The 26,257-nt window shown below is 67.3% G+C and carries 23 protein-coding genes, 1 tRNA gene and 1 pseudogene; 5 read left to right on the top strand and 20 right to left on the bottom strand.

The window, feature by feature from the left end; all coding sequences use genetic code 11:
* The 11 genes from FHS87_RS05345 to FHS87_RS05295 form a co-directional block, all read right to left on the bottom strand.
* The coding region (locus FHS87_RS05345; protein WP_184514629.1) for a 3-hydroxyacyl-CoA dehydrogenase NAD-binding domain-containing protein at positions 1–305 on the bottom strand (305 nt) is incomplete at its 3' end.
* Positions 306–871: 566 nt separating this feature from the next.
* Positions 872–1,942: a hypothetical protein gene (locus tag FHS87_RS05340; RefSeq protein ID WP_184514627.1), complete on the bottom strand. Its 1,071-nt coding sequence runs from the start codon at positions 1,940–1,942 to the stop codon at positions 872–874.
* 68 nt (positions 1,943–2,010) lie between these two features.
* Positions 2,011–3,825 (bottom strand): ATP-binding protein, encoded by a 1,815-nt coding sequence (locus tag FHS87_RS05335; protein ID WP_184514625.1) that lies wholly within the window; start codon positions 3,823–3,825, stop codon positions 2,011–2,013.
* A 272-nt stretch (positions 3,826–4,097) separates the two neighbouring features.
* Positions 4,098–4,736: a hypothetical protein gene (locus FHS87_RS05330; protein ID WP_184514623.1), complete on the bottom strand. Its 639-nt coding sequence runs from the start codon at positions 4,734–4,736 to the stop codon at positions 4,098–4,100.
* 41 nt (positions 4,737–4,777) lie between these two features.
* Positions 4,778–6,595: a tetratricopeptide repeat protein gene (locus FHS87_RS05325; protein ID WP_184514621.1), complete on the bottom strand. Its 1,818-nt coding sequence runs from the start codon at positions 6,593–6,595 to the stop codon at positions 4,778–4,780.
* Positions 6,596–6,689: 94 nt separating this feature from the next.
* Complete coding sequence (locus FHS87_RS05320; protein WP_184514619.1) at positions 6,690–7,331, bottom strand: hypothetical protein; 642 nt, start codon at positions 7,329–7,331, stop codon at positions 6,690–6,692.
* Positions 7,328–8,506, bottom strand: a complete 1,179-nt coding sequence (locus FHS87_RS05315; protein ID WP_184514617.1) for a hypothetical protein — start codon at positions 8,504–8,506, stop codon at positions 7,328–7,330. Before FHS87_RS05315 ends, FHS87_RS05320 begins: the two co-directional genes overlap by 4 nt.
* A gap of 11 nt (positions 8,507–8,517) precedes the next feature.
* Positions 8,518–9,207, bottom strand: coding sequence for a DUF1796 family putative cysteine peptidase (locus FHS87_RS05310; protein ID WP_184514615.1), 690 nt, complete (start codon positions 9,205–9,207; stop codon positions 8,518–8,520).
* Positions 9,208–9,334: 127 nt separating this feature from the next.
* Positions 9,335–11,572 (bottom strand): glycosyltransferase, encoded by a 2,238-nt coding sequence (locus FHS87_RS05305; protein ID WP_184514613.1) that lies wholly within the window; start codon positions 11,570–11,572, stop codon positions 9,335–9,337.
* A 97-nt stretch (positions 11,573–11,669) separates the two neighbouring features.
* Positions 11,670–12,731 carry a hypothetical protein gene (locus tag FHS87_RS05300; RefSeq protein ID WP_184514612.1) on the bottom strand — a complete coding sequence of 354 codons (1,062 nt, stop codon included), beginning with the start codon at positions 12,729–12,731 and terminating at the stop codon, positions 11,670–11,672.
* 337 nt (positions 12,732–13,068) lie between these two features.
* A complete protein-coding gene (locus FHS87_RS05295; RefSeq protein ID WP_184514610.1) occupies positions 13,069–14,112 on the bottom strand; it encodes a hypothetical protein in 1,044 nt (347 codons plus the stop codon).
* Between the two features lie 274 nt (positions 14,113–14,386).
* On the opposite strand from FHS87_RS05295, the pseudogene FHS87_RS05290 reads away from it, so the two are divergent.
* Positions 14,387–15,622, top strand: a pseudogene (locus tag FHS87_RS05290) (IS3 family transposase).
* A gap of 78 nt (positions 15,623–15,700) precedes the next feature.
* Positions 15,701–16,117, top strand: coding sequence for a hypothetical protein (locus tag FHS87_RS05285; RefSeq protein WP_184514608.1), 417 nt, complete (start codon positions 15,701–15,703; stop codon positions 16,115–16,117).
* Between the two features lie 77 nt (positions 16,118–16,194).
* On the opposite strand, the gene FHS87_RS05280 is transcribed toward FHS87_RS05285, so the two are convergent.
* From FHS87_RS05280 to FHS87_RS05270, 3 genes are all read right to left on the bottom strand, one after another.
* Positions 16,195–16,270, bottom strand: a tRNA-Glu gene (locus FHS87_RS05280).
* Between the two features lie 21 nt (positions 16,271–16,291).
* Positions 16,292–16,492: a DUF2256 domain-containing protein gene (locus FHS87_RS05275; RefSeq protein ID WP_184514606.1), complete on the bottom strand. Its 201-nt coding sequence runs from the start codon at positions 16,490–16,492 to the stop codon at positions 16,292–16,294.
* A gap of 4 nt (positions 16,493–16,496) precedes the next feature.
* A complete protein-coding gene (locus tag FHS87_RS05270; RefSeq protein WP_246417831.1) occupies positions 16,497–16,787 on the bottom strand; it encodes a hypothetical protein in 291 nt (96 codons plus the stop codon).
* Here FHS87_RS05270 and FHS87_RS05265 point away from each other — a divergent pair.
* Together FHS87_RS05265 and rpoH are read left to right on the top strand one after the other, a co-directional pair.
* Positions 16,756–17,769, top strand: a complete 1,014-nt coding sequence (locus tag FHS87_RS05265; protein ID WP_184514604.1) for an RluA family pseudouridine synthase — start codon at positions 16,756–16,758, stop codon at positions 17,767–17,769. The two genes, FHS87_RS05270 and FHS87_RS05265, sit on opposite strands and share 32 nt — an antisense overlap.
* A gap of 313 nt (positions 17,770–18,082) precedes the next feature.
* Positions 18,083–18,967, top strand: a complete 885-nt coding sequence (gene rpoH, locus FHS87_RS05260; RefSeq protein WP_184514602.1) for an RNA polymerase sigma factor RpoH — start codon at positions 18,083–18,085, stop codon at positions 18,965–18,967.
* A gap of 92 nt (positions 18,968–19,059) precedes the next feature.
* Here the strand turns inward: rpoH and FHS87_RS05255 are convergent, their stop codons facing one another.
* Together FHS87_RS05255 and FHS87_RS05250 are read right to left on the bottom strand one after the other, a co-directional pair.
* Positions 19,060–20,226 (bottom strand): MFS transporter, encoded by a 1,167-nt coding sequence (locus FHS87_RS05255; protein ID WP_184514600.1) that lies wholly within the window; start codon positions 20,224–20,226, stop codon positions 19,060–19,062.
* 166 nt (positions 20,227–20,392) lie between these two features.
* On the bottom strand, positions 20,393–21,676 hold the full coding sequence (locus tag FHS87_RS05250) for a Gfo/Idh/MocA family protein (RefSeq protein WP_184514598.1): 1,284 nt from the start codon (positions 21,674–21,676) through the stop codon (positions 20,393–20,395).
* Between the two features lie 146 nt (positions 21,677–21,822).
* Between FHS87_RS05250 and FHS87_RS05245 the strand changes: the two genes are divergently transcribed.
* Positions 21,823–22,332: a VOC family protein gene (locus tag FHS87_RS05245; RefSeq protein ID WP_184514596.1), complete on the top strand. Its 510-nt coding sequence runs from the start codon at positions 21,823–21,825 to the stop codon at positions 22,330–22,332.
* A gap of 41 nt (positions 22,333–22,373) precedes the next feature.
* On the opposite strand, the gene FHS87_RS05240 is transcribed toward FHS87_RS05245, so the two are convergent.
* The 4 genes from FHS87_RS05240 to ykgO form a co-directional block, all read right to left on the bottom strand.
* A complete protein-coding gene (locus tag FHS87_RS05240; protein ID WP_184514594.1) occupies positions 22,374–23,009 on the bottom strand; it encodes a hypothetical protein in 636 nt (211 codons plus the stop codon).
* A gap of 86 nt (positions 23,010–23,095) precedes the next feature.
* On the bottom strand, positions 23,096–24,298 hold the full coding sequence (locus FHS87_RS05235; RefSeq protein ID WP_184514592.1) for an FAD-binding protein: 1,203 nt from the start codon (positions 24,296–24,298) through the stop codon (positions 23,096–23,098).
* Positions 24,295–25,734 carry an FAD-linked oxidase C-terminal domain-containing protein gene (locus tag FHS87_RS05230; protein ID WP_184514590.1) on the bottom strand — a complete coding sequence of 480 codons (1,440 nt, stop codon included), beginning with the start codon at positions 25,732–25,734 and terminating at the stop codon, positions 24,295–24,297. Before FHS87_RS05230 ends, FHS87_RS05235 begins: the two co-directional genes overlap by 4 nt.
* 161 nt (positions 25,735–25,895) lie before the next feature.
* The gene (gene ykgO, locus FHS87_RS05225; protein WP_043337704.1) at positions 25,896–26,021 is read right to left on the bottom strand and encodes a type B 50S ribosomal protein L36; all 126 of its coding nucleotides are present in this window, start codon (positions 26,019–26,021) and stop codon (positions 25,896–25,898) included.
* Positions 26,022–26,257: the final 236 nt, after the last annotated feature.

Here is a 26,257-nt window from a genome sequence, read left to right as displayed (position 1 = left end):
GCGAAGACATAGGTGAGGTCCGCATGCCCGTCCCCGCGGCGGGACGGCGTGCCGACGGCAAGGAAGACCGCGTCCGCCCCCTCCATCGCCTCGGCGAGGTCGGTGGTGAAGGAGAGCCGCCCGTCCCGCACGTTCTCGGCGACCAGCTTGTCCAGCCCGGGCTCGTAGATCGGGATGCGCCCGGCCCGCAGCGCCTCGACCTTCGAGACCTCGGTGTCGACGACGCAGACATCCACGCCGAACTCGGCGAAGCAGGCACCGGAGACGAGGCCGACATAGCCCGCGCCAATCATCGCAACGCGCATGAAAAATTCCCCTACGTCCCTCTCAGAGCGAGGGACCTGTGGTCTTATCGCGTGCTGCGCAAGCTTCGTAAATACGGCACCTGAATGAATTATTGTAGCGCAGGCAACGAAGTTCTTCACCACGTATCGAACCGCAGATTTAGAGCTGCCGCGACAAAGTTCCGCCGCGGAGTGACCCTAGGCCTGCCGCACGTATTGATCTCCGCTCAGGTCATGCTGTGTTGATGTACCATCAGCGCCAAGCGAAGCATCGTATTGCAGAGTACGCGGCAAGGGCCGAGTTGTTTGCTGAGCCCGGCAGAAAACGTCCGGTGGTCTGTGCCTATCACGCTCATCGCAAGAGCTTCGCACGAGTGTGTCACCAACAGCAGTCGGCACAGCGGTGCACAGCCGTCATTGGCGACCTTCCGCTGGATGACGGTTGCGCAAACACTCGACGTGTATCGAGGCGCTCACTCTAGACTTCCACTAGGCGATGCGTATTGCTCACGGCGAACGTTGATCAAGCCACTTCCCAATTTCAACCGGGAGCCAGCATCCCGGAGGGACCGTTGAGTACGGTGCGATCAAGTGTGCATCGATTTGCACTCAGGCTGTGTCATGCTCTGCATCAGCGGTGTCGCGTAAAGCCGCATCTGGGCCAGTACCTCGTCACGGGGCACGGACCGGCTGAGCTGCCATGGGCTGTTCAACAGCTCGATTCCAGTGTCGCGAGGGCGCACAGCGACGGCGAGGTCTGTCCCCGGCACGAGGAGTAGCTGATTACGGAAACGGAAGTGAAAGCCGCAAGCTTTGAAAGCGGGGTCAACAAGCGTTAGATCTGACCGTTCCTTGTCAGCACAAGCTGTGCCCTCGAAGCGCCCCCCCACGAACACATCGAGCATCACCGGACATCCTGGGAGTATTGGGTTGGCGGCAAAGCCGCTTACCATGACTTCGGAGCAATGCTCGATCGCACCGATGACGTGATTCTCAATAGAGCGTCGATCAAGGCAGTGCTCTCCGCCCAAGAACTCAAGTACGAGTTGCGCTTCCATCTTCTCGCCAACAAAGACGTCCGGGCCGAACTCGAACCGGACCTCGGCGACTTGTGAGGTGACTTGCCCCGGCAGCGGCAGGAGGGAGTGCGTCCGGACGAGGCGCCCGTCGATATAAAGCAGTAGCCGAGCATCGCGCAGGTATGACGGGGCCAACTGACATGCATCGAGAAAACGCAGCCTTGCCCTAACATGAGCAAGATCTGCAGCAAGGATCTGGCCCGCGAGGGTGAGGGATCGCGGCACATCTTCCGTAGGTAGTACTTCGATAAAGGGTGAAAGACGCAGGTCTGCGCGGAGGAGACGCATGGGATCGGCTTGGTACTCGACCGGTTCCCGGTCACCCACGGTGACGGAAACGCCCTCCTCAGTTCCGGAAACAACCAAGGACAGCGGCTTCGAAAAAGCTTCTGCTGGTAGGGGTATGTGCAGCTCTTCTCCCCAGTTGCCGAAGATATAGCTGTTGAGGACGACCAAGTGCCGATCCGGACGCGGCTTGATATGCAGGATTGTGTCAGCCCCGTCGACAAAGTCGATGGAGCCGCCCAGGTCGATCGCTTGCGTCGAGAAGCGGAGCGCAATTGCAGCCGAGTAGGACAAGTGAATTCTCTCTTACCGGACTTTCTCGCATCCAGCCCAGCGCTGGCCAGGAGCGGTGACGCCGTCTGTCAAATGATGCTCTCTGCCGCCAGCTCCGTGCTGGCCTTCGTCACCTCGGCCTGGAACCGCCGTGTCAGCTCTGCCCGGTTCGCGAAGACGTCGTCCGCGGCGATGGTGAGCACCTCGCTGCTGACAGCCATCCGCTTGTCGGCCTCGTTCCATCCTTCGGCAAGATCGCGTTTCCCAAGCCCCATCACGAGCGCCCGGCCGATCCGCAGGAGGTGGTCCTGCTCCGCAAGCGAGGTCGCTACGGAGCTGGCCAGGGCGCCGGATGCGTGGGCCGGAGCCGTTGTTTGTAGCATGGCCGCCAGCCTTCCGACCGAAGGGTAGGACATGTTGACGAAGAGCTGGTGGGCCTCAGGATAGTAGCGCGCGGCGCGGTGGGTGAGATTGCGGTCCGCGATCTCGTTCGGCTGCCGAACAAGCAGCAGTTCAGGAACGAACTCGACGTCCGGAACCATCTCGCCTACCTGCTCCGGCGTGTTCTCCTTACCCGCGGGCGACTCTCTCTGCTCGCTCGTCCGGGGCTGTGCGGAAGCCCGAGGCAGCTGCACGGGGGAGGACAGGGCGGGCACGGGGATTCGGCGCAGCTTCGGCCGCATCCGCTTCACACCGATCGCAGCTAGGAGGCTTCGAAGATGGTCGGATATGTCGCGCGATAGGTCCAGGTCCGGCGACATGCTCTCGATCAGCTCGCGCAGCCACTCCGGCCGGTTAGCGCGCACAAGGCCGGCAAAGTCATTCAGTCGAACCTGCTCCTGCGCGCCGCCCTGATAGCGGAGAAACTGGCGATAGCCATCCGGCCGGACAGGGAAGTCGCTGGAGAGTTCGACGAGAACCGAGATATGCCGAGCCCCGAAGGAAACGCCGAAGGACGGCGCCTCAAGCGTCCAGTGCTTTTCACGGCGGAGTTCGTACAGTTCACCGCCGTGGAGAACGGCGCCGATGCTGGCATCGGGCACCAGCCCGTCCTCGAAGGAGGCGTTATGCCGTTCCAGCGTGGGGTGCGCAGGGTCGTAAAGGTAGTGGATCGAGAGACCCTCTGGTAAGAGAACCGTGTCATGCCGCGCGAAGCGCTCGGCGATCCGGGACTCGAGAGAAACTAGCCGGCGCGGCTTCCCCATGGGCGTGACGTCAGCGCTGAGCAGCACCTCAACGCTCTCGTTCAAGTGGTAGAACTTGCTGTATATCGCGGTCGCAAGCCAGTTCCGGAGCATGGACGGGTTGCGGTCGTAGGGATCAGCAACCGTGTCCTGATCGTGGCGGTTGCCGAAAAGCACAACCTCCGTCCAATCCGTCTCGATCGAACGACCGTCAGCCTGAGCCTCGGTGGTCACTTCCACAACGACGGCGGGTTGACCTGTGGATGCATCGATTTGCGCCAAGCGTCCGTAAACGCCCGCGCGCTTCCCGAGGAGAACCTGGTGAACCCGGCCCGCCCGGCATGAGCGATAGCGAACGCCAAGCTGATTGGACGGAAGGGAGGCTACTTTCGCCCCCATGCCGAAGTTTCGGTCCAGGCCCTGCGCCTTGCCGATGGAGGAGGCGATATCGCACATACGGAACAACTGCTCCGCATCCATTCCGGGCCCTGTGTTCCAGATGCACAATTTGCGGACGCCATCAACGCGGACGCCCGAGACTTCGACCCGGCGCGCACCCGGCTCAGCCCGCGAGGCTGCCTCGATCGCGTTCATGAGGAGCTCGCGCAGCATCATGACCTTGGGGCAGCGCTCGATCATGCTGGCGACGAGGAAGTCCTGATCTCCTACCCCCAGTTTGGCGAAGGTAGTGTCCATGTTATGTTCGCGGTCATCCAGCATCAGAGATCACCATTGCACGGAGTTCGACCTTGGCCGGCGCAAGCTGCGGCAGCAAGGCCCATGTTGTTTCGCGGGCGGGTTGCGGCGCCTTTCGCAAGGCGTGAAACGGGCTCAGCCAAGATCGATCCCTCTCCTCCCGCATCACCCGCCGTGAGGGCCTCTCGAACCGGCTGGCGCAGTATCGGGCGCAACCCTCTCCCGTCTTGGGGCGCGTTGCCGACGAGATGCTGAAGCGCCTTCCGGCCTTCTCGAGGCGGAGAAACGGCAGCACCTTAGTCATGATGGACTGTCAGCACGGGCAGCACGTCGTAAGAGCGCCGGATCCACCAGGGAGAGTTCGCGAGAACGATGTCGGTGCCGCGAACCCGGGCCGTCACCTCCAGCGGAACAGCGGCGGACACGTCGATGGGAGGGGTGAACTTGAACAGAAACCCGGTCGCGGCCACCCGCTTCTCCATCCGCTGAAGGTCGGACCTGGTGCGATCGGCGGTGACGACGCCTTGGGACCTGCCGTTGAGAAGAACCTCGATCTCCAACGGATAACCGGGGCAGTTTAGGTTCGCTGCCCAGCCACGCACCAGAGCTTCGTTACAGCGGTCCAGCGCGCCAGTGATCCTGGTTGCTATCGGAAGGCCGCCCAGTGTGACGACCTCACCGCCCTTCGCCGCGGCCAGGTGCAGGATCTCGCCCTCCTGTAGGGCATCCCTGTCGTGAACCGGAATGCAGAACACGAGCTTCGGGCCGTCGGGGCGCGACGGCACCAACTGCCCCACCGCGAGGCCGCCGGCCATCAGGAGCAACCTGTCGACGCCTTCCAGCAAGGATGAGTCCAACTCTCCACTCATCTGAAAGCGGTCAGCCGAGGTGAGGCGAACACCTAAATCGAATGATCCAATCGAAGTGTTGGGCACGTGCTGTTTCCTAACTGCCGAGAGAAGGCACTGAGACCGGTTCATCCGTTTCCGGACTTGCCGCGGCGCTGCGCGACGGCATCGCGCAGTTTCCGCAGAAGATCCGGTTTCGTCCTGAGCACGGTGGAGGTGGCGAGGACTGCCTCAGCGGCGCCGAGATCCCAGTTAGCAAGATGCAGGTCGATCAGTTGGCGCTGCGCCCAGACATCGGCGGGGTTGAGTTCCACGGCCTGTTTCGCCCAGCCGATGGCCCCGGGCAGGTCCTGCCGCCGCGCCGCCACCTCGCTCAGCCGGCGAAGTGCGGCACCGTTGCCCGGAGCGATGGCGAGAGCCTCGGTCGCCGCGCGCTCCGCCGCGTCCAGATCGCCGAAACCGAGATGAAGCTGTGAAAGGCGCAGATGCGACCAGGGATCGCGGGGAGCATTTCGGACAGAGCTCTCGGCGAAGTCGAAGGCGGCCGAGACGTCACCCCGGCGCTGGGCGATCTCACTCAGCCGCCGCCAAGCGGGAGAATAGGCAGCGTCGACCGCCAGCGCCGCGCCTGCGGAAGCCTCGGCGGCGGCCAGATTCCGGGCGGCAAGGTGAACGGTGCCGGCCTGGAACAGCGCTGCGGGGGCGCCAGGATGGAGCTCCGCCGCCCGCTCCGCCCAGCTGAGGGCGCCGGCCTCGTCCTTTCGCTGCAGGGCGATGTCGCTGAGCCGCAGGAGAGCCGCGAGATTGTCGGGCTCCTGCTTAAGCAAGGCACGCGCCGTGGCCTCGGCAGCGTCGAACTCGCCCAGGGCAAGATGAACCGTGCCGAGCTGATGGTGCGACCACGGATCGCCCGGGTCCGCCTCGAGAGACTTGTGCGCCCATTCGAGTGCGGATTCCAGCTCGCCCCGGCGGGCCGCGATCTGCGACATGCGGCGCAGCGATGCGGCATGTGTCGGCGCGAGTGCCAGCGCTCGCCGTGCCGCGGCCTCGGCCGCGCCGATCTCCGCCATCGCGAGCTGGACGGTCCCCAGCTGGTACAGTGCCGCCGGATCCCAAGGCGAAGTCTCGACGGCCGTCCCGGCGAAAGCGAGGGCCGCAGCTGGATCCCCTTTCCGCAGGGCAATGTCGCTGAGACGCCGGAGGCCCGCGATATGGCCTCCCGCATGGTCGAGCATGCGACGGGTGGAGGCCTCCGCCGCATCGAGCTCGCCCTCGGCGAGATGAACGGTGGCCATATGGAAGTGGCACCAGGGATCGGCGGGCCCGGCCTCGACAGCCATGCGCGCCCAGCTCCGCGCGCCGGCCCGATCGCCCTGGCGCAGGGCGAGGTCGCTCATCCGGCGAAGCGCGGGGGTGTATGAGGGGACCAGATCCAGGGCCCTCTCCGTCACCTCCCGAGCCGCGACGAGATTCCGGCTGGCCACCTGCACGGTTCCCAGCTGGTACAGGGCGCCAGGATCGGACGGATGCGCCGAGACCGCTTGCTCCGCCCATTCCATCGCGGCCACAGCATCGCCCCGGCGCAGAGCGAGGTCGCTCATCCGGCGGAGCGCGGCGATGTGGTCGGGAAAGCTTTCGAGCATCGCCCGCGTCGCAGCCTCGGCTGCGTCGAGATCGCCCGCCGCCGCGTGTACGACGCCGAGCTGGTTGTGCGACCAGGGGTCCTTCTCGTTCGCCGCGACAGCCCGTTCGGCCCAGTCGCGCGCCGCTGCCCAATCGCGGCGCCGCGTGGCGAGCTGGGCCATGCGTCGGAGCAGGGCGACATCGTCGGGAGCTTGCTCCAGGCCGGCATGCAGCACCTGCAGCGCCTCGTCCAGGCGCCCGGCGGCGATCGCGGCATCCGCATCCCCGACAGCGCTCCGCAGATCGGTAACCGCCTCCGGCATCCTGTTATCCTGCAAGGAATGAGTGATCATCTTATGCTCGTCCGGGGTGAACGGTGCGAGTCCGAAATCACCGCGCAGCGGCGTGGTGGGCGGCTCAGGACGGGTCAAATTGCTGATCCAGCAACAGCCCGACGAGAGCGGCGTAATCGGGCCGCCTCTTCACCTCGAGGAGGTAGAGCGAGTTGACGTGCTGCACGATGTCGAAGAACTCAAGCACGCGCCTGTAGCTCGGCCGCTCATCCGTCACGTCGTGCAGCAGCAGCCTGACCGGCTCGCGCTCGCCGCCCTCGCCCGCGCCGCGTCCCGTCGCGAGGGCAACCGAGAGGCAGCAGGCCACGCGGAAGCGTCCATCGACGTAGACAAGGTTGGGCCAGGCACCACGGCGAGACCACTCCCGCCAGGGAGCGGCGATGTAGCGGGGCCATCTGTCGAGATCCTGGCGGCTCGCGGGATAGCCCCAGCCGCGGACAGGGCCGAGATCGGCGTGCAGGATGGCGGCCGAGTTGTCGTCGATGCGCGGCCGGATCTCCGGATGGTTCCGGGCGGTGACCACCCAGTCCAGGCTTGTGTCGACCGCTACGATCTGCGCGAAGTTGGCGCGCACGGCCGCGAGCGTGGAGCCGCCCAGGCCGAACTCCAGGTAGTTGCCGCCGGCAGCCCAGGCCATGGCGGATTCCAGGAGCGGCCATTCGCCGTCGAAGAGATGCGGGGCCTCCAGCGAGGGGGTGTCGGTCATGGGGAATGTCCGTTGCCCCGCGCGCCGGGTTCCCGGGAGATGGGTCGAATAGCCTCGCGACCGGCTTCGGTCAGGCCGCCGCAACGCCAAATGCTGCGCTGACTTTTCCCGTTCCACTCGAAGTAGAACGCCGCCTCGAGCTCGCCGCGCTGTGCAGCGCGCATCAGGCTCGACCGCGTTTCGCGCACGAGATCAGCCCGCGCTGCATCGCTGATGGGACAGGATGTGGAGGTGTTGCTGATACCCCATTCGGTGAGCCAGCAAGCCCGTGCTGTTCTGCCACGGCGGCAGTCAGATAAGGCGTCCTCCAGCGCCTGTTCCCGCTGCGCGGGCGTGGCACTGACAAAGGGATATTGGTGAATCCCGGCCGCATCGGCATATCGGCCCAAGCCCCGTTCGGCGAGCAGCGAGAGGGTTAAGCCGGCATCTACGGCATCGGCCCGAATCCTGGCAGCGAAGTCGGGGTGAATGCGGGCGAGGCCGGCCGAAATAATGAGTGTGGAGTGATTAAGGCCGCCGACGGAGTCACGAACTTCCCTTACGGCCTTCAGCAGTTCGATGTACTTGCCCAGGCCGGCCAGAAAGCGCCCCCTATCGGGCAGTTCATCAACGGTCTCATAGACCCGCCCCGGCCGAGGCAGATCCGCGCCCACGTCACCGTTGAAGGCCCAATTGATTTCGTTACCGACCTCAATCGCCGCGATTTTGATTCCGCGACGCTCTATCTCCGACCAGACGAGGCGAAAATGACGGGCGAACCCGTCCACATCGATGGAGGAAAGTGGATAAGAGCTTTCAACCCTGCCGCCGGGCCTGAGAGAGACCTCCGGGGAAAAATAATCTTTGATGTTCAGCGACAGGTTGAGAAGGACAGCGATGTCGCGCTTCGCTGCTCCTTCGATTGCGCTGATGGTGCTGGCAAACGGTTGATACAGCGTCACTCGTAGAACCTGGACATCATACCGCGCCAGATCGTCCAATATTTGCTGTCGCTGGTCTGCTGGCATCCAGCCGAGTTGAGTTTGGTTGATGCCGGCAAGCAATTCGTCATTGGCACGCGCCTGAACTGCAGGTTGAAAAAACGCCTCCAGAAGGAGGATGAATAGGGTGAGGACTACCGCATATAGCTTCGTCTGCCATATGCACCGCTTTCTCACGCTCGCGGGGGCCAGCATCGTGGAACTGCTCAGTCTAGGTTGTCTGTTGGATTGCTGAGGTTGACCTTCGAGCCGGCAGTGACCTCGAAATTAGCTAACCGCATCGGATCGGCATGGGCGAACTCAGCAAAAATTCGGTCCCAAGACTTCACATGCCCATCAGTCGCGTCCGACCAAGGCGCCAAGCGGTCAAGGTAGCGATTTCTAATGTTGGGTTCATTCCAAGATGCCTCACGCCTTGATTTATCTTGGATGACAACAAGCTCGAAGCTTCGACCCTGGTGAGCTTTCAAAAGAAGATCTCTAACGCGCTTGGACTGGTCGACGACTCGATCGTTCTCCTGAGTGACATAAAAGTATGCCACTTTTTGCCCGGACCTTGCTATCTTTCTGAATTTCGAAACGAGATATTCCATCTTCTGCCTAAAGGCGGCGTAATTTTCCTCGTAAGATTCGCCTTCCCAGACATCGCCTTCTTTGAAAGGAGAATGAAGAGAGTATTGGTGAGAATTGTCGTAGATAAGCCCAGTCCCGGGTTGTGGAGAAAGATTTTCCTTTTCCAAAATCCCGCTAAAGTCAGACTCCAACAAGCTCACGAGAGAACCGAGCTTAGTGACGTTCCAACTAAAAAAGGACGCACTGTCCTTTCCTAGAACTCGGCGGATCTGGAACGCCGCCTGGCAATTCACCCCCAAGGAGAAGTAATAATCAAAAGGCATTTGCTTTCCTTAGAGATCAAGGTTCAGCCCGTTCATGGTTCATTGCGTAGTGCGCCAACTAGGCGCAGCGCACACCCCGCAAGGGAGCATACCGCTCAGGGTGCCAGCCATGAATTACCAGCATAAGCTACTGATACTTCCGCATCACTCGCCGCAAGTGATCGAGCCCTCGCCGAACCTCTGGCACATGGTCGAGCCTTCCCTCCACCGTACCCACGGTAAAGTCCGAGAGGGCGCGATAAGCTTGCATGAGCAATTGCCGCTCGAAATCCAGGACCTTCTTCTCCTCCTCGAGCCGTGCGACCTGCCGGCGCAGGTCCGCCGCCTCGCGGGACAGAGTGCGCCTAGCCGCCTCGGTGCTCGACGCCTTCCAGAAGAGGCCCTGCGACAGCAGCAGGAAGGGCTTCACCTCTTCCGGTGCCGTTTCCAGATAGACCTGCGCCGCCCGCATCAGCGCGCCGGACCGGTCGCGCTTGCGCCAGCCCGTTCCCCAGCTCGCCAGGGTCGTGCGGTACCAGAGCAGCGATTCCGGCACGACATCGACCTTCAGCCCCTTCGCCCAGGCCTTGGCGAAGAAACGCCAGTCCTCGGCATGGTTGAAGCAGCCATCCACCACGAAACCGCCGATCGACAGGAAGCGGTCGCGCCGCACGAAGCAGTTCAGATCGCCGTAGCCGTTGTAGATGAGGCCGAGGGGGCCGAAATCGCCCATAACGATGTAGCGCTTGAGCGCGTCCGCCTCGTTCTCGGGCGGAACGTCGGTGACGAAGTGGTCGGTGAAGCAGGTGAGCACATCGGCGCCGCCCTTCTCGGCCGCGGTGCAGAACACCTCCACCTCGTTGACCTTCGGCACGTTGTCGTCGTCCATGAACAGCACGTACTTGCCCCGTGCGGCATAGGCGCCGGCATTGCGGGCCGTGGGCTCATAGACGTTCTCGCCCATGCGGATGATGCGCAAATCCGTACGGCCCGATGCCTCGAGCTGGTCCAGATAGGCGACGGCCTCCGCGGACTGGCTGCCATTGTCGACGATGATCGTCTCGATGTTCGGATAGGTCTGGCGGTCGATCGCCGCCAGGGCTTGGCCCAGACCCTCCGGCCGTTCGAAATGAAGGATGTTGATCGTCACCAGCGGCTGCGGCCTGTGCGCGACCGGGCGGGTCCGCGCAGCCCTGATCTCCGCCTCAAGCTCCCGGTGCAGCGAGAGGATCGCCTCCTTGTTCGCCGGGAAATCGACGTTGGACTGGCAGGGGCCGAAATCGGGCGTGGCGAGGGTCCGCAGGATATGCTCGCCCATGCCGGCGGGCGTGGGCGGGTACAGCACGGCATCCCGGCTCTCGGGGGCGATCAGCTCCGCGACCCCGCCGACATCCGAGGAGATGAAGGGGATGCCGTGATAGACGCACTCCATCACCGTGTAGGGGGAGTTGTCGTGCAGCGCCGCCAGGACCGCCAGCCGCCCCTCTCCCTTGAGGTAATCGGCCGCCTGGAAGGTATCGAGGCCCGTGAGGATCTGCACCCCGCGCTTCCACTTGGCCGTGCGGGCCTCGATCACCTCCTGCGGGTAATCGCGGCCGAGCTTGCCCATGAAGGTCACTTTCACATCGGGCGGCAGCCGGCGGCCGATGCGGTCGATCGCGTCGCAGAAAACGAGCAGGCCCTTGCGCGGCTCGATGCGCCCGAAGAACACCAGCTCGCGGATGGGGCCCTTCTGAACCTCCAGGGCTTCCGGTGGTGCATCCTGCATCCGGATCGGCATGAGGTTGGGCAGCATGATCTGGCGCGCGGGCAGCTTGAAGTCGTTCTCGCGCAGCCAGCGCAGCATGTAATGGCTCGGGCTGATGACGAGGTCCGACAGCTCGATCAAGCGCCGCTCCATCCGGTCGCGCACCATGTAGGAGATGTCGTCGATCGGGGCGGCGTTGGTCAGGCGCGACCACAGCGTCGGGGAATGCGTCGTCACCGCGATCAGGCTACCGGCAAGGCAGAGCCCCTGAGACTTCGCGAGCGCCGTGTAGTAGCCGAGGCCGATGTAGTCCACGAAGTGGATCAGGTCGTAATCCGAGTGCTTCAGCCGCTCGTAGATCCGGTATGACCGCGCGAGGTTGTCCTCGTCGTAGACGGTGGTTGACCGGTGGAGAGGCGGGCTCGACTCCGGCAGGAAACCGATCAGCTCGACGCCCGATCGGCGGTAGGCTTCCTGCCAGTATTCGAGGTTATGAATTTCGAAAAAGGTCGACGTGTAGAACAGCGTCACCTCATGGCCGGCCGCTGCGAGCGCTTGCGCCAGCGCTGTGCAGGCAGTGCCGACACCGCCGTTCTTAATGGGCCCCACGATATCGGGCGATGCGATGCAGATCTTCATGACTGAACCCGCTTCCCACGCGGGCCGGCGACCCGATCGTGACGTTGCTGCTTCTCCGCCGCCCGCGCATGCCGCGCGCCGCGGCGCTCACTCCTCATCACGCCCAGTTTTCCTGCATAGCGGAAGACGCCGCGGCCTCACCGGCTCTCAGCGGGTCGGCCATGGACACTGCCCGGCAGATCCACCACGGGCTGTTCACCAGCTCCAGGTCCGTGTTGTGAATCCGGGCCGAGATCTTGACGTCCATGCTCAACGGCAGGTGCACGGGCCTGGGGAAGCGAAACTGAAAGCCGGCCTGGCCAGCGAAGGCCTCCAGCGCTGCGAGATCGGGCCGCTCCAGATTCGCGGGGATCGTGGCCTGGAAAGCATCGTTGAGGAAGATGTCGACGAGCACCGGGCGGCGCGGAAGATCCGGGTTGCAGACAAAGCCAGTGACGATGCTCTCCGTGCAGCGCTCCATGGCGCCGCTGAAACCCGAGCGCAGATGGGAGTGGGCGAGCACGCGGCGGGTGTCGCCCATGAGGAGCACGATCTCCGCCATCATCCCGTCACTGACGAACGCCCCGGCATCGAGGTCGATGACGAACTCGGCGGAGGGGGTCAGTCGGTCCGCAGCCGGACGGGGGAGCGGGATGCTCCCGCTCAGCCGGCCGTCGATCAGCAGCAGGAGCTGCGCTCCGCACAATGCGTCCGGATCCGCCCACCGCAGGTCAGGATAGAGGATTTCGCCGGCCACATGCATGATGTCGGCGCGCGTGATCCGCGCATGGAGGGCGCCGGCATCCAGTTCGCCCTCCGGCGAGATATGCACGATGCCCTTCGAGAGGCGCAGCTGCGCCTTCAGGAGGCGATCGAAGTGCCGATCGTAGGGAGCCGCGTCCCCGGTAGGCAGGGAGATGAGGAAGTGGTCCTTCTCCTGCCTGAGCTCGATATCGAGATGGCGCTCCATGAGGGCGGCCGGAACCTTCAGGCCGATCTCCTTGCCCCATCCCTTCTCCGCACGGCTGTTGATCACAACTCGTTCGGATTGCGTGAGTACTTTGATGTGCAGCAGGATCTCATCGCCATCGGCAAGATCTATCCGCGACTGCCTCTCCGCCGCCTCCCGGGAAACGCGGAAGTTCCAAATCCTCCTTCCATGCCTCTCCGTCGGTTGCATCAAGAGTTCTCCGCTCGCCGAAAGGTAGGCGGCACGCCCACCCGAATACACGCAGAGACCATACAATCCCGGAGTACCCCGATCAAGGAAAAGTGAGGTAGGTTTATTTTTTCGAAAAATGCGATTTTTTTGTCGAGCAGGCTAGCGAGAGTTGAACAGACCGGCCTGTATTCTCCGACTCAGCTGATCGAGGCGCCGCAGGAGCAGCATCGGAGGCCTGGACTCGGGCTTCTCCTCGGGTTGCCCGATGCGCAGTCGCGCCGCGGCTCTCGGATTCCCGGCAGGAACAGTCCGGCACAGCGGGATTGTGCGGAGGTCGGGGCCGGATGCGCTTGGCTCAGCTCTCCCCGCTGAGCACGACCCGCCGCGAAATCGGCCAGGGCCCGTTCGCCAGCATGATCCCGGTTCCCTGCACTCGCGCCTCAATCCTGACGTCGGTCTCCCCGCGGTCGGTTGAGCCATCCGGAAGCCAGCACAGGAAGCCGGCGGCCCCCAGCGCGCGATCGATCTCGCGAAGATCCCTGCGGCCCCGGTTAGCAATGGCAGTGCCCACGACCTCTCCGTTCACGAGGATCTCCACGGGAACGCTCCCTTGCTCCAGGCGGGCGTTCCAGGCCCATCCGCCGACCATCCGCGGCGTCACACGGTCGATGCCGCCGATGACGGTCGTGGCGCAGGTGCCCCGGTCGAGAAATTTGCGCTCGCCTGCCACCTCGAGCACCAGGTGAAGCTCCATCCCGTCTCGGACCCGGGGATCGGCGGGGAAGGTCGCGGTGAAGGAGGTACGGCCCGCCATCTCCGGCGCGGGCAGGACGTACCGGCACAGCTCGTCGCCATCCGGCAGGGCGACGATGAGCGCCGTGGCTCGCGCCTCGCCGATCTCAAGCCATCCCGCGACATGCTGGATGTCAGCGAAGCGGATGCCGCCCGATGAGCTCTCGCCACGGGTCGCGCCGCCTTCCGGATCGGGCTCCAGCCGCAGCAGCGGGGCAGCCGGAACCGGTGGGACGATAGCGGTGAAGTGGACGCGCTCCGGCAGGACGATCCGCTCCGCCTCTCCTACATCCACCCCTCGCGAGAACTCCACCGGTGGTTGGCAACCGACCGTGACCGTGGCGCAGAAGGGCCCGAACAGGACTGAAATCTGCAGCATCTCGTTGAGAGGGGGCTGCTCGAGGCGCAACTCCACTTGTTGCCGCCAGGAACCACCCCGCCGATCGTTCAGGACGATGGACCCTACGCAGGGACGAAGGCTGATGTGCAGTAGGGTGTTCGCTCCGGCGACATAGTCGATGACCTCGGTCGTGCGCAGCGCCGCCCAGGCAAGCTGGAAAACATGCCGCGTTCCCGGCGCAATTGGGGTTTGGAAGACGATGTCCATTCGCATTCCCGATCGCGGCAGCTACCACGCACCGCAATTACTGAGGGCGAAACGGGATAGACGCCCTGAACCCCGCCCGCAACCACCAGCCGCGCACCGAGGGACGGATCGGGGCCCGGCATGTAGAAGGAGAGCCTCTTCCAGAACGCGTAAGACCCGCTATGTCGCTGCGTGTGCGAGGTCCTCCGCTCCACAGTTGGTTGAGACATCTCCTCCGCTCCACAGTTGATTGAGACATCCCGTATGCGGACGGTATCCGCAGATGGGGTGCACGATGACGACAGAGACGATGGATGCCGCCGGTCCTGGCCGGGGTGGCCGGATGTCGCGGCAGCGCAAGCGGGACGCGGTGCTGCGGCTGCTGCGGGGCGAGGACCTGGAGACGGTTTCGCGGGCACTGGGGGTCACGGCCGCGACCCTCAGCGGCTGGCGCGACGCCTTCCTGGCAGGTGGTGAGGCTAGCCTGGCGACACGGCCCACTGGCGGCGAGATGCTGGAGAGCGAGCGGCTCAAGGCGCGGCTGGGCGAGATGCTGCTCGAGCGTGAGCTGCTGGAGGCCAGGGTCGCAGCCCTTGAGGGTGGCCGCCCTTCGGTCCGGCGGAGGTCAAGGCTATGAGCCTGACGCTCTCGCCCGGCGGCGGCAGGCCCTATGGCCTGGCCCGGGTGTGCCGGGTCTGGCAAGTGGCTCGGGCAACAATCTACCGGCACCGCCGGCCACCCCGGGCAGAGCCACCGAGGCGCCCAGGGCCGGTCGGGCCGATGCCGGATGCCGGATGCGGAGTTGGTCTAGGCGATCAGGGCCGTCCTCGCGGCCTCTTCCTTCTATGGCGCGGGGCACCGCAAGGTCTGGGCAAGGCTGCGCCTGCGGGGTGTGCGGACCTCCAGGCGCCGTGTACTTCGGCTTATGCGCCGAGCACGGCCTGTTCGCCCCGTCGCGGGTCGGTGTGCCTCGGGGGCCGCGCAACCACGACGGCACCATCCTCCCTGACGCGGTGAACATCGTGTTGGGCACGGGCATGACCACCACCTGGACTGACGAGGGCCAAGCGGCGGTGTTGTGGCCATCGATCACCACAGCGCCGGGTGCGTTGGCCTCCATGCCGCCCGGCGCGGCACCCGCTACGAGGCACTCGAACCCCTCAGGCAAGGCGTGCGCCAGCACTTCGGCGGCTTCGCAAAGGGCATCGCAACAGGCATCGCTCTGCGCCACGATCACGGCTCGCAGTACATGTCCGATGCCTTCCAGGGCGAGCTGAAGTTCCTCGGCTTCGAGAGCTCGCCCGCCTTCGTGCGCGTACCCGAGGGGAATGGCTGCGCCGAACGCTTCATCCGTACCCTGAAGGAGAACCTCCTGTGGGTCCGGACCTTCGACGCCGTCGAGCAGCTCCGCCAAGCGCTCCTCGAGTTCCGCCAGACGTACAACTCAAGTTGGCTGATCGAGCGACACGGCTTCAGAACACTGGACACCGTCCGCCAGGATCACCTTTCAACAGCGGCACTCGCCGCATAGGCTCCACTCAGGTGTCTCAGAAATTGCGGGCGGTACAAGGGCCCGCTCACCTGGGAAGAGCGCCATCCGGCCGATGCAATGACGAACGTCGCTCTGAATACGATGGCATACTTGGCGCCGGATGCGGTGAAGCTCGCAGCCGAGCAGGCCGGAATTGGGACCCAGGATGCCGAGCGCCTGCACAAGGCGATGTTGACCGCCGCAGCCGAGCTACGCGCTCAAGCCGCAGAGTGGTGCGGCATTCTGAGGGATCCAGATGGGCCGGAGCCTCTCGCCGCTGTCCCGGGCAGCGTTGCAACGGGTGATGTTCTTGAACGCGCGTTGCTTGCCCTCTTCGGTGTCAAAACCAGTGGGAATGGTGATTGCTGCACTCGCCAGCCAGAACACAGCGCTGATAGCAGCAAGGATCGCCGAAAGCAGATCCGGGTTCACGAAAGCCTCATGAGAAACCAACGCCGAAAGGGCAGCAGCCGGATCATCGGCGCTATCCATTAGCCTTAATGGTCAGGTGTGCGGGTAATTGTGGGGTGCTGGCCCGAACTGACCACAAACCACAGAAAAACAACGCCGAATGGCGTCCCCAAGGGGATTCGAACCCCTGTTACCGCCGTGAGAGGGCGGTGTCCTAGGCCTCTAGACGATGGGGACGTGGCCGTCGGGAAGCGCCTTCTATCCGCCCTGCCCCGGGCTCGCAAGCGGGGTCCGGGCGCTTTTTTCCTCTTTTTTCGCCGCTCCCTGCCGCCGCGTCCGGCAGGCATCCGAGCAATGGCGCACGGCGTCCCAGTCCCGCGCCCATTTGCGCCGCCAGGAGAAGGGCCGCCCGCAAGTGGCGCAATCCTTCACCGGCAGGTTCGGCTTGCGATGCGCCACGCCCCTATTCCGAGAGCCTGATCTCGCCGAGCGCGCGCCCGTTGCGGGTGTCCAGGATGACCAGCCGCTCCCCGTCGGGCCGCTGGACCCAGACCGCCACCCGCCCCTCGAAGCCAGGGGCGAGGCCCGCGATTCGGCTCCCGGGCGGCTGGCCGAGCGAGATCTGCGCGGGCGGCCCCTCGGGCGCCGCCGGAATGGCCTTGCCGGCGCGCTGCACGATCATCACAACCAGGGCCACGCTGGCCGCGATGATCAGCACCCCCATGCCCCAGACGAGTATCTTGAGCGCGCGCAACGAACCCTCCGCCGATCGGCCGGCCAGCCTGGACTTCACCGCCACCCCCGAGCAGGCGGGGGAAAGGCTGGACCGGGCCTTCGCCGGCATGGGCAGCCTCTCCCGCTCCCGCGTCAAGGCGCTGGTCGAGGCCGGGCACGCCTCGCGGGACGGGGTGGCGACGAGGGATCCCTCCGAATCGCTGCGCCCAGGCGTCCGCTACAGCCTCGCGGTCCCCCCGCCCGAGGCGGCAACGCCGCTGCCCCAGGCGATGGACCTGACCATCCTCTTCGAGGACCGGCACCTCATCGTGCTGGACAAGCCGGCCGGGCTCGTCGTCCACCCCGCGCCGGGCCATGCCGAGGGCACGCTGGTGAACGCCATCCTCCACCACGCCGGGGAGGAGCTGTCGGGAATCGGCGGGGAGAAGCGGCCGGGGATCGTGCACCGGCTGGACAAGGACACCTCGGGGGTAATGGTCGTCGCCAAGTCCGAGGCGGCGCACCAGGCGCTCTCCGCAGCCTTCGCCGAGCGCGACCTGGAGCGCAGCTACCTCGCCCTTGCCTGGGGAACCCCCTCCCCCGTCTCGGGCAGCGTCGATGCCCCGATCGGGCGGCACCCGGCGGATCGCAAGCGGATGGCCGTGGTGTCGCGCGGCGGCAAGCACGCGCTGACCCACTTCTCCACGGAGCGGGCCTGGGGCGCGGCCTGCGCCCTGCTGCGCTGCCGGCTCGCCACCGGGCGCACCCATCAGATCCGGGTCCACATGGCCCATATCGGCCACCCGCTGGTGGGCGACCCCGTCTACTGCCGCCGCACGCCGGCGGCCGCGCGCGGGCTGCCCGAGGCGGCGCGCGAGGCCCTGCTCGCCTTTCCCCGCCAGGCGCTGCACGCGCAGACGCTGGGGTTCCGGCATCCGGTCTCCAACGAGCCGCTCCGCTTCACCTCTCCCCTCCCCCCGGACATGACCGCCCTGATCGCCGCGCTGGACGCACAGGGGTAAGCGCTTTGTTCCCCTTTCCAGGGTTAACCCTACCGCAAGGGTACGGATTGTCCTTGCGAACAGGCCGGGAATAGATTACAAGCACGTCAGCTTCAGCGGCCGGGTGCCATAACGGGCATCGACGGAACGGTCCGCCACCTTCATCCGCACCCGCAACGTGATCGCGGGAAAACATGAAGGGGGGCCGGCGTTCTTAAGGGGCTCAGGGCCCAGCGCGCCGAGGCGAGGCACGGATCCACCGTGCCGATCTCAGCCGTCCGCGCGCCCGCCAACTCCGGGGGCAGCCCGGCCGGTGCAGGAGGCAATCGCGTTTATGGCTTCCACTTCGATGATCCCTATTGCCCCCGAGGGCAACCTCTCCCGCTACCTGCAGGAGATCCGCAAATTTCCGATGCTCTCCCCCGAGGAGGAGCTGAACCTCGCCAAGCGGTGGCGGGACAACCATGACGAGGGTGCGGCCCACAAGCTCGTCACCTCGCATCTCCGCCTCGTCGCGAAGATCGCCATGGGCTACCGCGGCTACGGCCTGCCGGTCGGCGAGCTGATCTCCGAGGGCAATGTCGGCATGATGCAGGCGGTGAAGCGGTTCGACCCGGACCGCGGCTTCCGCCTTGCGACCTACGCCATGTGGTGGATCCGCGCCGCGATCCAGGAGTACATCCTGCACTCCTGGTCGCTGGTGAAGATGGGCACCACCGCCGCGCAGAAGAAGCTGTTCTTCAACCTGCGCCGCCTGAAGGGCCAGATGGCCGCCCTGGAAGAGGGCGACCTGAAGCCGGAGCAGGTGGAGAAGATCGCCCGCGTGCTGCAGGTGCCCGAGCAGGACGTGGTGTCGATGAACCGCCGCCTGGCCAGCCCGGACAACAGCCTGAACTCCCCCATCCGCGCCGACAGCGAGGGTGAGTGGCAGGACTGGCTGGTGGACGAGGGCGAGAGCCAGGAGGAGGAGCTCGCCGACCGGGAGGACATGACCAACCGGCGCGACCTGCTGAACTCTGCGCTCAGCACGCTGAACGACCGGGAGCGCCACATCCTCATCGAGCGCCGGCTGAAGGACGAGCCCACCACGCTCGAGGAGCTGTCGCAGCAGTACAACATCTCCCGCGAGCGCGTGCGGCAGATCGAGGTGCGAGCCTTCGAGAAGCTGCAGAAGAACATGAAGACCCAGATCGTGGAGCGGCGGCTCCAGGTGACCTGATCTGGCCACACTGCCCCTCGGGGCGGCGCACCGGGTTGGATGGAAGGGCGGCGGAGCGATCCGCCGCCCTTTCGTGTGTCCGGATCCTGGCGCTAGCCCTCGACCGGCCGGTTCCGCCCGATCAGCAGGAGCAGTCCGGAGAGGCAGCCGAGCCCGCCCGCCAGGAACACGGCGGGGTAGCCTCCCAGCCCCACGATGAATCCGGCCAGCGGCCCGGAAAGCCCCACCGCCACGTCCAGGAAGGCGCTGAAGCTCGCGATGGCGAGGGCGCGGCTCCCCTCCGGCACGCGCCGGACAGCCTCCACCCCCATGGCGGGGAAGATGAGGGAGAAGCCGATGCCCGTGAGCGTCGCCCCGAGCAGGGCGACGGGCGCGCTCGGCGCCGTCCAGAGCAGGGCCTGCCCCAGCGCCTCCACCACGAGCGAGCCGGCCGCCACGCGGCGCCCGCCGAGCCGGTCCGGCAGGTGCGAGAAGAACAGGCGGACGAGGATGAAGCCGATGCCGAAGCCCGTGAGGGAGAGCCCCGCCCCCTCCCATCCCCGGCTGGCGAAGTAGAGCGCGACGAAGCTCCCCAGTACCGCCTGCGGCGCGGTGCCGAGGCAGAGCACCAGCCCTTGCCGCCAGACGAGCCCGATCACCCGGAGGAAGGAGGCGCGCGCGCCGCGGGCGAGCGGAGCGATGGCGGGCTGGGCCAGGGCAATCAGCAGCCCGGCCAGCGGCAGCGCGATCGCCGCGACCGCCACCCCCGTGAAGCCCAGCCGCCCGAACAGGGCCAGCCCGAGCGGGGCGCCGAGGCCGAGGGCGGTGAACATGGCGATGCCCTGCCAGGTCATCACCACCCCCGTCCGCCGGGCGCCGAGGGTGAGGATGCCCCAGGTCATCGCCCCCGTGAGGAACAGGCTCTCCGCCGGCCCCATCACCAGCCGCCCGGCCACGAGCACCGCGAGGGAGAACCGGGGATCGGGAATGAGGGTGGAGAGGAGGAGGAGCACCCCCGCCAGGGCAGCGAGCGGCAGGCCGATCAGCACCGCCCGCTTGGGCCCGCGCCGGTCGATCAGCGATCCCGCCCATTGCCGCGTCAGGATCGTGGCGAGGGACTGCACGCCGACGACCCACCCGGCCGTCACCAGGCTGAAGCTCAGCCCGTCATGCACGTGCAGGGAGAGCACGGGCAACGGCATGGCGATCGCGAGGAACCCGGCCAGCACGATCGACACGAAGGGCCAGAGCCGCCAGGCCGGTACGGGTTGCTCTGTCATCGCGGGACACGCCCTTTCCGGCAGCACGGGCGGCGCGCGGGCGCGCCGGGATGTCCGGAACGCCGGCCGGGGCGCGCCGGGCCGTCCCTCTGCCCATGCGCCACGCCCGGGGTCAAGCCGGCCGCCGGGGGGCGGCCGGTACGCCGTTACGGGGCTGCCGGGGGACTCAGCCGGCGGCCGAGGGCTCCGGCCCCCGCGTGGAACCGGGCGGCTTCGGCAGCTCCACCGGCCGGCCCTCGGCGGCGGAGCGGTAGATCGCGGCCATCAGCGCCTGGTCATGCGCGCCCTCCTCGCCCGGGGTATGGGGCCTGCGGTCGGCACGGATGCAATCGGAGAAATGGTCGATCTCCAGCGCGAACTGGTTCTTCTCCTCCATCCGCCGCTGGACGCGCGCGGTGAGGTCCCCCTCCCGCCGGGAGACGTACATCTGCTGCCCGTGATACGCGAAGGCGTTCGGCATCTCGACCGTGCCGCGCTCGAAATGCAGGCGCATCGTCTTGTCGTTGAAGGCGTCGTAGGCGCAGAGCAGGTTCGCCATCACGCCCGAGGGGAAGCGCAGGCTGAAGGCCACGCTCTCCTCGATATCGCGCCAGCGCTCGTCACCGGGCGGGGAGTAGCTGCGGGCGAAGGTGTCCACCGGCTCCTCCCCCGTGATGTAGCGCGCGGCGTTGAGGCAGTAGAGGCCGATATCCGGCAGCGCCCCGCCGCCCGCCAGCGCGCGGCTGAAGCGCCACTGGGAGGCGGTGCCGGAGGACTGGACGTTCGTCGCCTCGATGAAGCGCAGCTTGCCCAGCTCGCCCGAGCGGACGATGCGGATGGCCTCGCGGTTATAGGGCTCGTACTGGCAGCGATAGGCGATCATCAGCTTCACCCGCGCCCGCTCGCAGGCCGCGATCATGGCCGCCGCCTCCTCCGGGGTGTTCGCCATCGGCTTCTCGCAGAGCACGTGCTTGCCGATCGCCGCCGAGCGCTCGGTGAACTCGCGGTGCTGGGCGTTGGGCAGGCCGATATAGACGGCCTGGACCGCGGGGTTGTCCCGCATCCGCTCCATCTCCTGGTAGGAGTAGATGGAGTCCTCCGGGATGCCGTAGCGGCGCGCGACGACTCGCGCCTTCTCCGGGCTGCCCGTCACCAGCGCCGCCGGCCTGGACATCCTGGCCTGGCCGAGGGCGGGCAGCATCTCCTCCACGCTGATCCGCCCGAGGCCGATGAGGGCGTAGCCCACGCGCTCGGCGGGGGGCAGCGGGTTCGGCGCGGGAGCGGGCGGCGGCTCGGCCTCGCCGCGCCAGTTGGGGAAGCGCACGCGGTCCTCGGCGACGCCGCCCACATCCGTCTCGGTCGGCGGCGGGTAGCCGGGCGCGCCCGCGCCGCCGAGCGCCAGCCCCGCGGCCGTCAGCCCGCCCGCGCGCAGCAGCCCGCGACGGCTCGCCCCATCGGTGTCACCGGCCATGTCATTCCTCGCTGCAGGATGGTCGCCGGGGGAACGCCCGGGGACCGGGGCCGTTGCCCCGATCAGCCGCGTCCATGCCGCCCATTCGCCCTCAGGATTGGCGGTCCGGCGCGGCGCGCCCCAGACTTTGGGAAGAGGAGCCATCCATGCCCGACACCCAGCCCGCCCCCGCGCGCCAGCCCGTCACCGCCCCGGCCGGGCTGCGGATCGGCCACACGCATCTGAAGGTCTCGGACCTCGACCGCGCCCTCGCCTTCTGGCGCGACGTGATCGGGCTGGAGGAGACCGGCCGCCTCCCCGGCGCAGCCTTCCTCTCGGCCGGGGGCTACCACCACCACATCGCGCTGAACGTGTGGGAGAGCGCCGGCGGCCCGCCGCCCGCGCCGGGCACGACGGGGCTGTTCCACGTCGCCCTGCTCTATCCCGACCGCCCCTCCCTCGCCCGCGCCGTGCGGGCGGTGCTGGAGGCGGACATCCGGCTCGACGGAGCCTCGGACCACGGCGTGTCCGAGGCGATCTATCTTCGCGATCCCGACGGGAACGGGGTGGAGCTCTACGCAGACCGGCCGGAGGCCGCCTGGCCGCGCCACCCTGACGGGTCGCTCGCCATGTTCACCCGGCGGCTGGACCTGGCGGGGTTGCTGGCGGAGGGGTGAGGCCCCTCCCCACTTCTCCCGAGCTACCGGGCCAGAGGCGGTCAGGGAAAGGTCACGTCCGCCAGGTTGCAGAGGTTGACCCCGCGCCGCTCCTCCGCCCCGCGGTCGTCGTACTCCACCCGCAGGTCATAGGTGCAGTCGCCCAGGGGAAGGCGCACGGCGAAGCGCCCGCCGGGCGGCACGACCTCGTTGCCCAGCCGGTCCTCGCCCCAGCTGTTCTCCGCGCTGGGGGAGGCGCGCAACACCTGGATCGTGCGGTTCGAGCGGTTGACGAGGTTGAAGGAGGGATTGCCCGTCTCCCCGGACTGGGCGGGGCCGCGCCCGCCCCCCGGCCCGGCGGAGCGGCCGGCGGGCTCGCCGAAGACCACCTCGTTCAGCCGGCAGGTATCGACGCCGCGGCGCTCCTCCGAGCGCCCGCCCTCATAGACCACGCGGAGGTCGTTCACGCACTGCCCCTGGGGCAGGCGCACGGGGTAGGAACGGCCGCTCGGCAGCACGTCCCGGCCCAGCAGGTCCCCTCCCCAGCTCTGCACCTGGGCGGAGGAGACGTAGAGTTCCTGGATCACGGTGCCGGAGCGGTTCACGAGGTTGAAGCTCGGGTCCCCTCCCTGCGCGAGGGCGGGGGCGGCCGGCGCGGCGAGCAGCAGGGCCAGGACGGGCGCGCCCCGGCGGGGCATGGGGAACCTCATGAATTCCTCTCGGATTCTTCCCGGCAATTCTCCGCCGCGCGCCCGGCCCGGGCAAGGCGCGTCGCGGGCCGCCCTCAGGCCCCGGCGCGCATCCTGCCGGGGTTGAGCCGCCCCCAGGGGTCCAGCGCCGCCTTCACCCGGGCGGAGATGGCGGCGAGCGCCGGGGGCTCGGGCGGGAGCACGGCCACGGCGGCGCGCAGCGGGTCCGGCGCGCGGAACAGGGTGAACACGCCTCCCGCGGCGCGGGCCGCCGCCATCACGGCCACATGGGCCTCGGCCGAGGCCGGGCCGGCCACCCAGACGAGGCCGCCGCCCCAGTCCAGCAGAACCCGCGCCCCGATCCCGTCCCGCAGCGCCGCCACCATGGCAGGAGCGCGGGAGGGCCGCACGGAAAGGCGCCACACCGCCTCGTCCTGCGCCGGGGCGAGCGGGGCGGCGTCCCGCAGGGCGCGCCAGAGGGCGACGGATTCCGCGCCCTCCAGCACCGTGCCGCCCGGCAGCGCCGCGCGGAGCCGGGCCATGCGGTAGGTGACGGAGGCCTCCACATCCTCCAGCCGCAGCAGCGCGGCGGGACCGGCGACCCCGCCGGCCGAGGCGCCCGCGGGCAGCATGGCCGCGCCGGTCACGCCATAGGGGCTGGTCAGCCCGGCCGAGAGGGCGGCTATGCCGGCCGCCGCGTCCGCCACGGGCAGGACGAGGGTCGCCGTGCGCTCGGCGGCGGGCCCGACCTTCAGCGTCACCTCGGTGATGACGCCGAGCGTGCCGTGGCTGCCGGAGAGCAGCTTGCACATGTCCAGCCCGGTGACGTTCTTATGGACCCGCCCGCCCGAGCGCAGCACCTCGCCCGCGCCGTTGACGAAGCGGATGCCCAGCACCGCGTCCCGGAGCGCGAAGCCGGTGATGCGGCGGGGGCCGGAGAGATTGGCCGCGACGAGCCCGCCGATGGTCGGCGGCGGCGCCCCGGGCACGCCCATCAGCCCGCGGAGGTCCGGCGGTTCCGGCACCAGCACCTGGTTCTTCTCGGCCAGCGCCGCCTCGATCTCGGGCAGGGTCGTCCCGGCGCGGGCGGAGATCACCATCTCCTGCGGACGGTAGAGGGTGATGCCCGTCAGCAGGCGCGTGGAGAGGGTGCGCCCGGCCTGCACGGGGCGCAGCATGCCGATCGTCGTGCCGCTGCCCTCGATCGCCACCGGCGCGCCGGCGTTGCGGAGCGCCGTGGCGACGCCCTCCTCCGTCCGCGGCGCGAGGTCGAGAACCCCGGTTCCAGAAAGGCTCATGCCGCGAGGACGGGGTTGTCGGTCAGCGGGAAGACCTTGGCGGGGTTGAGCAGCCAGTCCGGGTCGAAGGCCGACTTCACCCGGCGCTGCTGCGCCAGCTCGGCCGGGGTGAACTGCACGCCCATCAGGTCCCGCTTCTCCACGCCCACGCCGTGCTCCCCGGTGAGGCAGCCGCCGACCTCCACGCAGAGCTTCAGGATATCGGCGCCGAAGGCCTCGGCCTTGTGGAAGCTCTCGGGGTCGTTGGCGTCGAACATGATGAGGGGGTGGAGGTTCCCGTCCCCGGCATGGAACACGTTCGCCACGCTGAGCCCGTAGGCCTCGCTCATCTCGCCGATCCGGCGCAGCACGTGCGGCAGCTCGCCCGTCGGGATGGTGCCGTCCATGCAGAGATAGTCGGGGCTGATCCGGCCCACCGCGCCGAAGGCACCCTTGCGGCCCTTCCAGATCGCCAGCGACTCCTCGGCGGAGGTGGCGACGCGCATGGAGATCGGGTCGAAGCGGGCGCAGATGTCGCGCAACCGGGCGAGGAGCGCGTCCTGCTCCTCCACGCTGCCCTCCACCTCGATGATGAGCAGCGCCTCGGCATCCAGCGGGTAGCCGGCATGGGCGAAGGCCTCGCAGGCCTGGATGCAGGGGCGGTCCATGAACTCCAGCGCCACGGGGATGACGCCCGAGGCCATGATGGCGTCCACCGCGGCGCCGGCCACTTCCGTGCTGCGGAAGGCGGCGAGCATGGCGCGCTGCCCCTCCGCCGCGCGGAGGATCCGCACCGTCACCTCGGTGACGATGCCGAGCTGTCCCTCGCTGCCGGTGAGGAGGCCGAGCCAGTCATAGCCCGCGGCGTCGAGGTGCCCGCCGCCGATCTCGATCACCTCGCCCTCGATCGTGACGAGCTTCAGGCCGAGAAGGTTGTTGGCGGTGACGCCGTATTTCAGGCAGTGCGCCCCGCCCGAATTCATCATCACGTTGCCGCCGATCATGCAGGCGAGCTGGCTGGAGGGATCGGGGGCGTAGAAGAACCCCTCCCCCTCCACGGCCTTGGTGATGCCGAGATTCGTCACCCCCGCCTCCACCACGGCGAGGCGGTCGGGGAAGGAGACGTCCAGGATGCGGTTCATCCGCATGAGGCCGATCACCACCGCGTCCTCCAGCGGCAAGGCGCCGCCCGAGAGGCTCGTCCCTGCCCCGCGCGGCACCACGCGCACCCCGTTCTCGTGCAGGAAGCGCAGCACGGCGGAAACCTGCTCGGTCGAGGAGGGCAGCACCACGGCGAGGGGCGGCTGGCGGTAGGCCGAGAGCCCGTCCGTCTCATAGGGGCGGAGGCGCAGCGCCTCCGTGATCACGCCATCTCCCGGCACGAGGGCCTTCAGCCCGGCCAGGATCTCGTCCCGGCGCGCCATCACATCGGGTTTCGGCCGGGGCAGCGGGATCATGGCGGGTTCCTCCGTTCTTCCCCTAAGGATGAGTGCGGCCGTGCCCCAGGGCAAGCACCGCGCCGGAACGCGAAAAGCCGCCCGAGGATTACCCCTGGCGGCTCATGCGTCCGTGCCTGACCGGCGACGGGGAAGTCCCGCCGCGCGAAATCAGCGCGCGATCAGCCCTGGCGGGCCTTCAGGCGCGGGTTCTTCTTGTTCAGCACGTACAGACGGCCACGGCGGCGCACCACCACGCAGTTCTTGTCGCGCGTCTTCGCGGTCTTGAGGGAGTTGCGGATCTTCATTGTCAGCCTGGCCACACGTCGAGGGGGCGGGGCGACGTCAGCCGTCCCCCGGGGAGAGGGCGCGTATATGGGCCAGGGGCTTTCGGGTCAACCTCAACGAGTTGAGAGCGGCGCAAACCCGCCGGATGTGGTGACGTTCCGGAAAGCAATCGGACCACACTGTGGCCGCGGAACAAGGAGTCTCCGCATGATCGCCCGCCTACGCCTCGCGCTGCGCCGCTTCATCGCCCGCCGGG

The sequence above is a fragment of the Muricoccus pecuniae genome, assembly GCF_014199205.1.
GTDB lineage: Bacteria > Pseudomonadota > Alphaproteobacteria > Acetobacterales > Acetobacteraceae > Roseomonas > Roseomonas pecuniae.
The sequence above is the reverse complement of the archived record's forward strand: the minus strand, read 5'-3'. Positions and strand labels throughout refer to the sequence as shown.

What these genes read in the sequence shown, in the direction of transcription:
- FHS87_RS05335 (WP_184514625.1), bottom strand. Translation starts at nt 3,825, where the DNA reads ATGCTGGATGACCGCGAACATAACATGGACACTACCTTCGCCAAACTG.
- FHS87_RS05325 (WP_184514621.1), bottom strand. Translation starts at nt 6,595, where the DNA reads ATGCCGGAGGCGGTTACCGATCTGCGGAGCGCTGTCGGGGATGCGGAT.
- FHS87_RS05320 (WP_184514619.1), bottom strand. Translation starts at nt 7,331, where the DNA reads ATGACCGACACCCCCTCGCTGGAGGCCCCGCATCTCTTCGACGGCGAA.
- FHS87_RS05315 (WP_184514617.1), bottom strand. Translation starts at nt 8,506, where the DNA reads ATGCTGGCCCCCGCGAGCGTGAGAAAGCGGTGCATATGGCAGACGAAG.
- FHS87_RS05310 (WP_184514615.1), bottom strand. Translation starts at nt 9,207, where the DNA reads ATGCCTTTTGATTATTACTTCTCCTTGGGGGTGAATTGCCAGGCGGCG.
- FHS87_RS05305 (WP_184514613.1), bottom strand. Translation starts at nt 11,572, where the DNA reads ATGAAGATCTGCATCGCATCGCCCGATATCGTGGGGCCCATTAAGAAC.
- FHS87_RS05300 (WP_184514612.1), bottom strand. Translation starts at nt 12,731, where the DNA reads ATGCAACCGACGGAGAGGCATGGAAGGAGGATTTGGAACTTCCGCGTT.
- FHS87_RS05295 (WP_184514610.1), bottom strand. Translation starts at nt 14,112, where the DNA reads ATGGACATCGTCTTCCAAACCCCAATTGCGCCGGGAACGCGGCATGTT.
- FHS87_RS05285 (WP_184514608.1), top strand. Translation starts at nt 15,701, where the DNA reads ATGACGAACGTCGCTCTGAATACGATGGCATACTTGGCGCCGGATGCG.
- FHS87_RS05265 (WP_184514604.1), top strand. Translation starts at nt 16,756, where the DNA reads ATGCCCCAGACGAGTATCTTGAGCGCGCGCAACGAACCCTCCGCCGAT.
- rpoH (WP_184514602.1), top strand. Translation starts at nt 18,083, where the DNA reads ATGGCTTCCACTTCGATGATCCCTATTGCCCCCGAGGGCAACCTCTCC.
- FHS87_RS05255 (WP_184514600.1), bottom strand. Translation starts at nt 20,226, where the DNA reads ATGACAGAGCAACCCGTACCGGCCTGGCGGCTCTGGCCCTTCGTGTCG.
- FHS87_RS05250 (WP_184514598.1), bottom strand. Translation starts at nt 21,676, where the DNA reads ATGGCCGGTGACACCGATGGGGCGAGCCGTCGCGGGCTGCTGCGCGCG.
- FHS87_RS05245 (WP_184514596.1), top strand. Translation starts at nt 21,823, where the DNA reads ATGCCCGACACCCAGCCCGCCCCCGCGCGCCAGCCCGTCACCGCCCCG.
- FHS87_RS05240 (WP_184514594.1), bottom strand. Translation starts at nt 23,009, where the DNA reads ATGCCCCGCCGGGGCGCGCCCGTCCTGGCCCTGCTGCTCGCCGCGCCG.
- FHS87_RS05235 (WP_184514592.1), bottom strand. Translation starts at nt 24,298, where the DNA reads ATGAGCCTTTCTGGAACCGGGGTTCTCGACCTCGCGCCGCGGACGGAG.
- FHS87_RS05230 (WP_184514590.1), bottom strand. Translation starts at nt 25,734, where the DNA reads ATGATCCCGCTGCCCCGGCCGAAACCCGATGTGATGGCGCGCCGGGAC.
- ykgO (WP_043337704.1), bottom strand. Translation starts at nt 26,021, where the DNA reads ATGAAGATCCGCAACTCCCTCAAGACCGCGAAGACGCGCGACAAGAAC.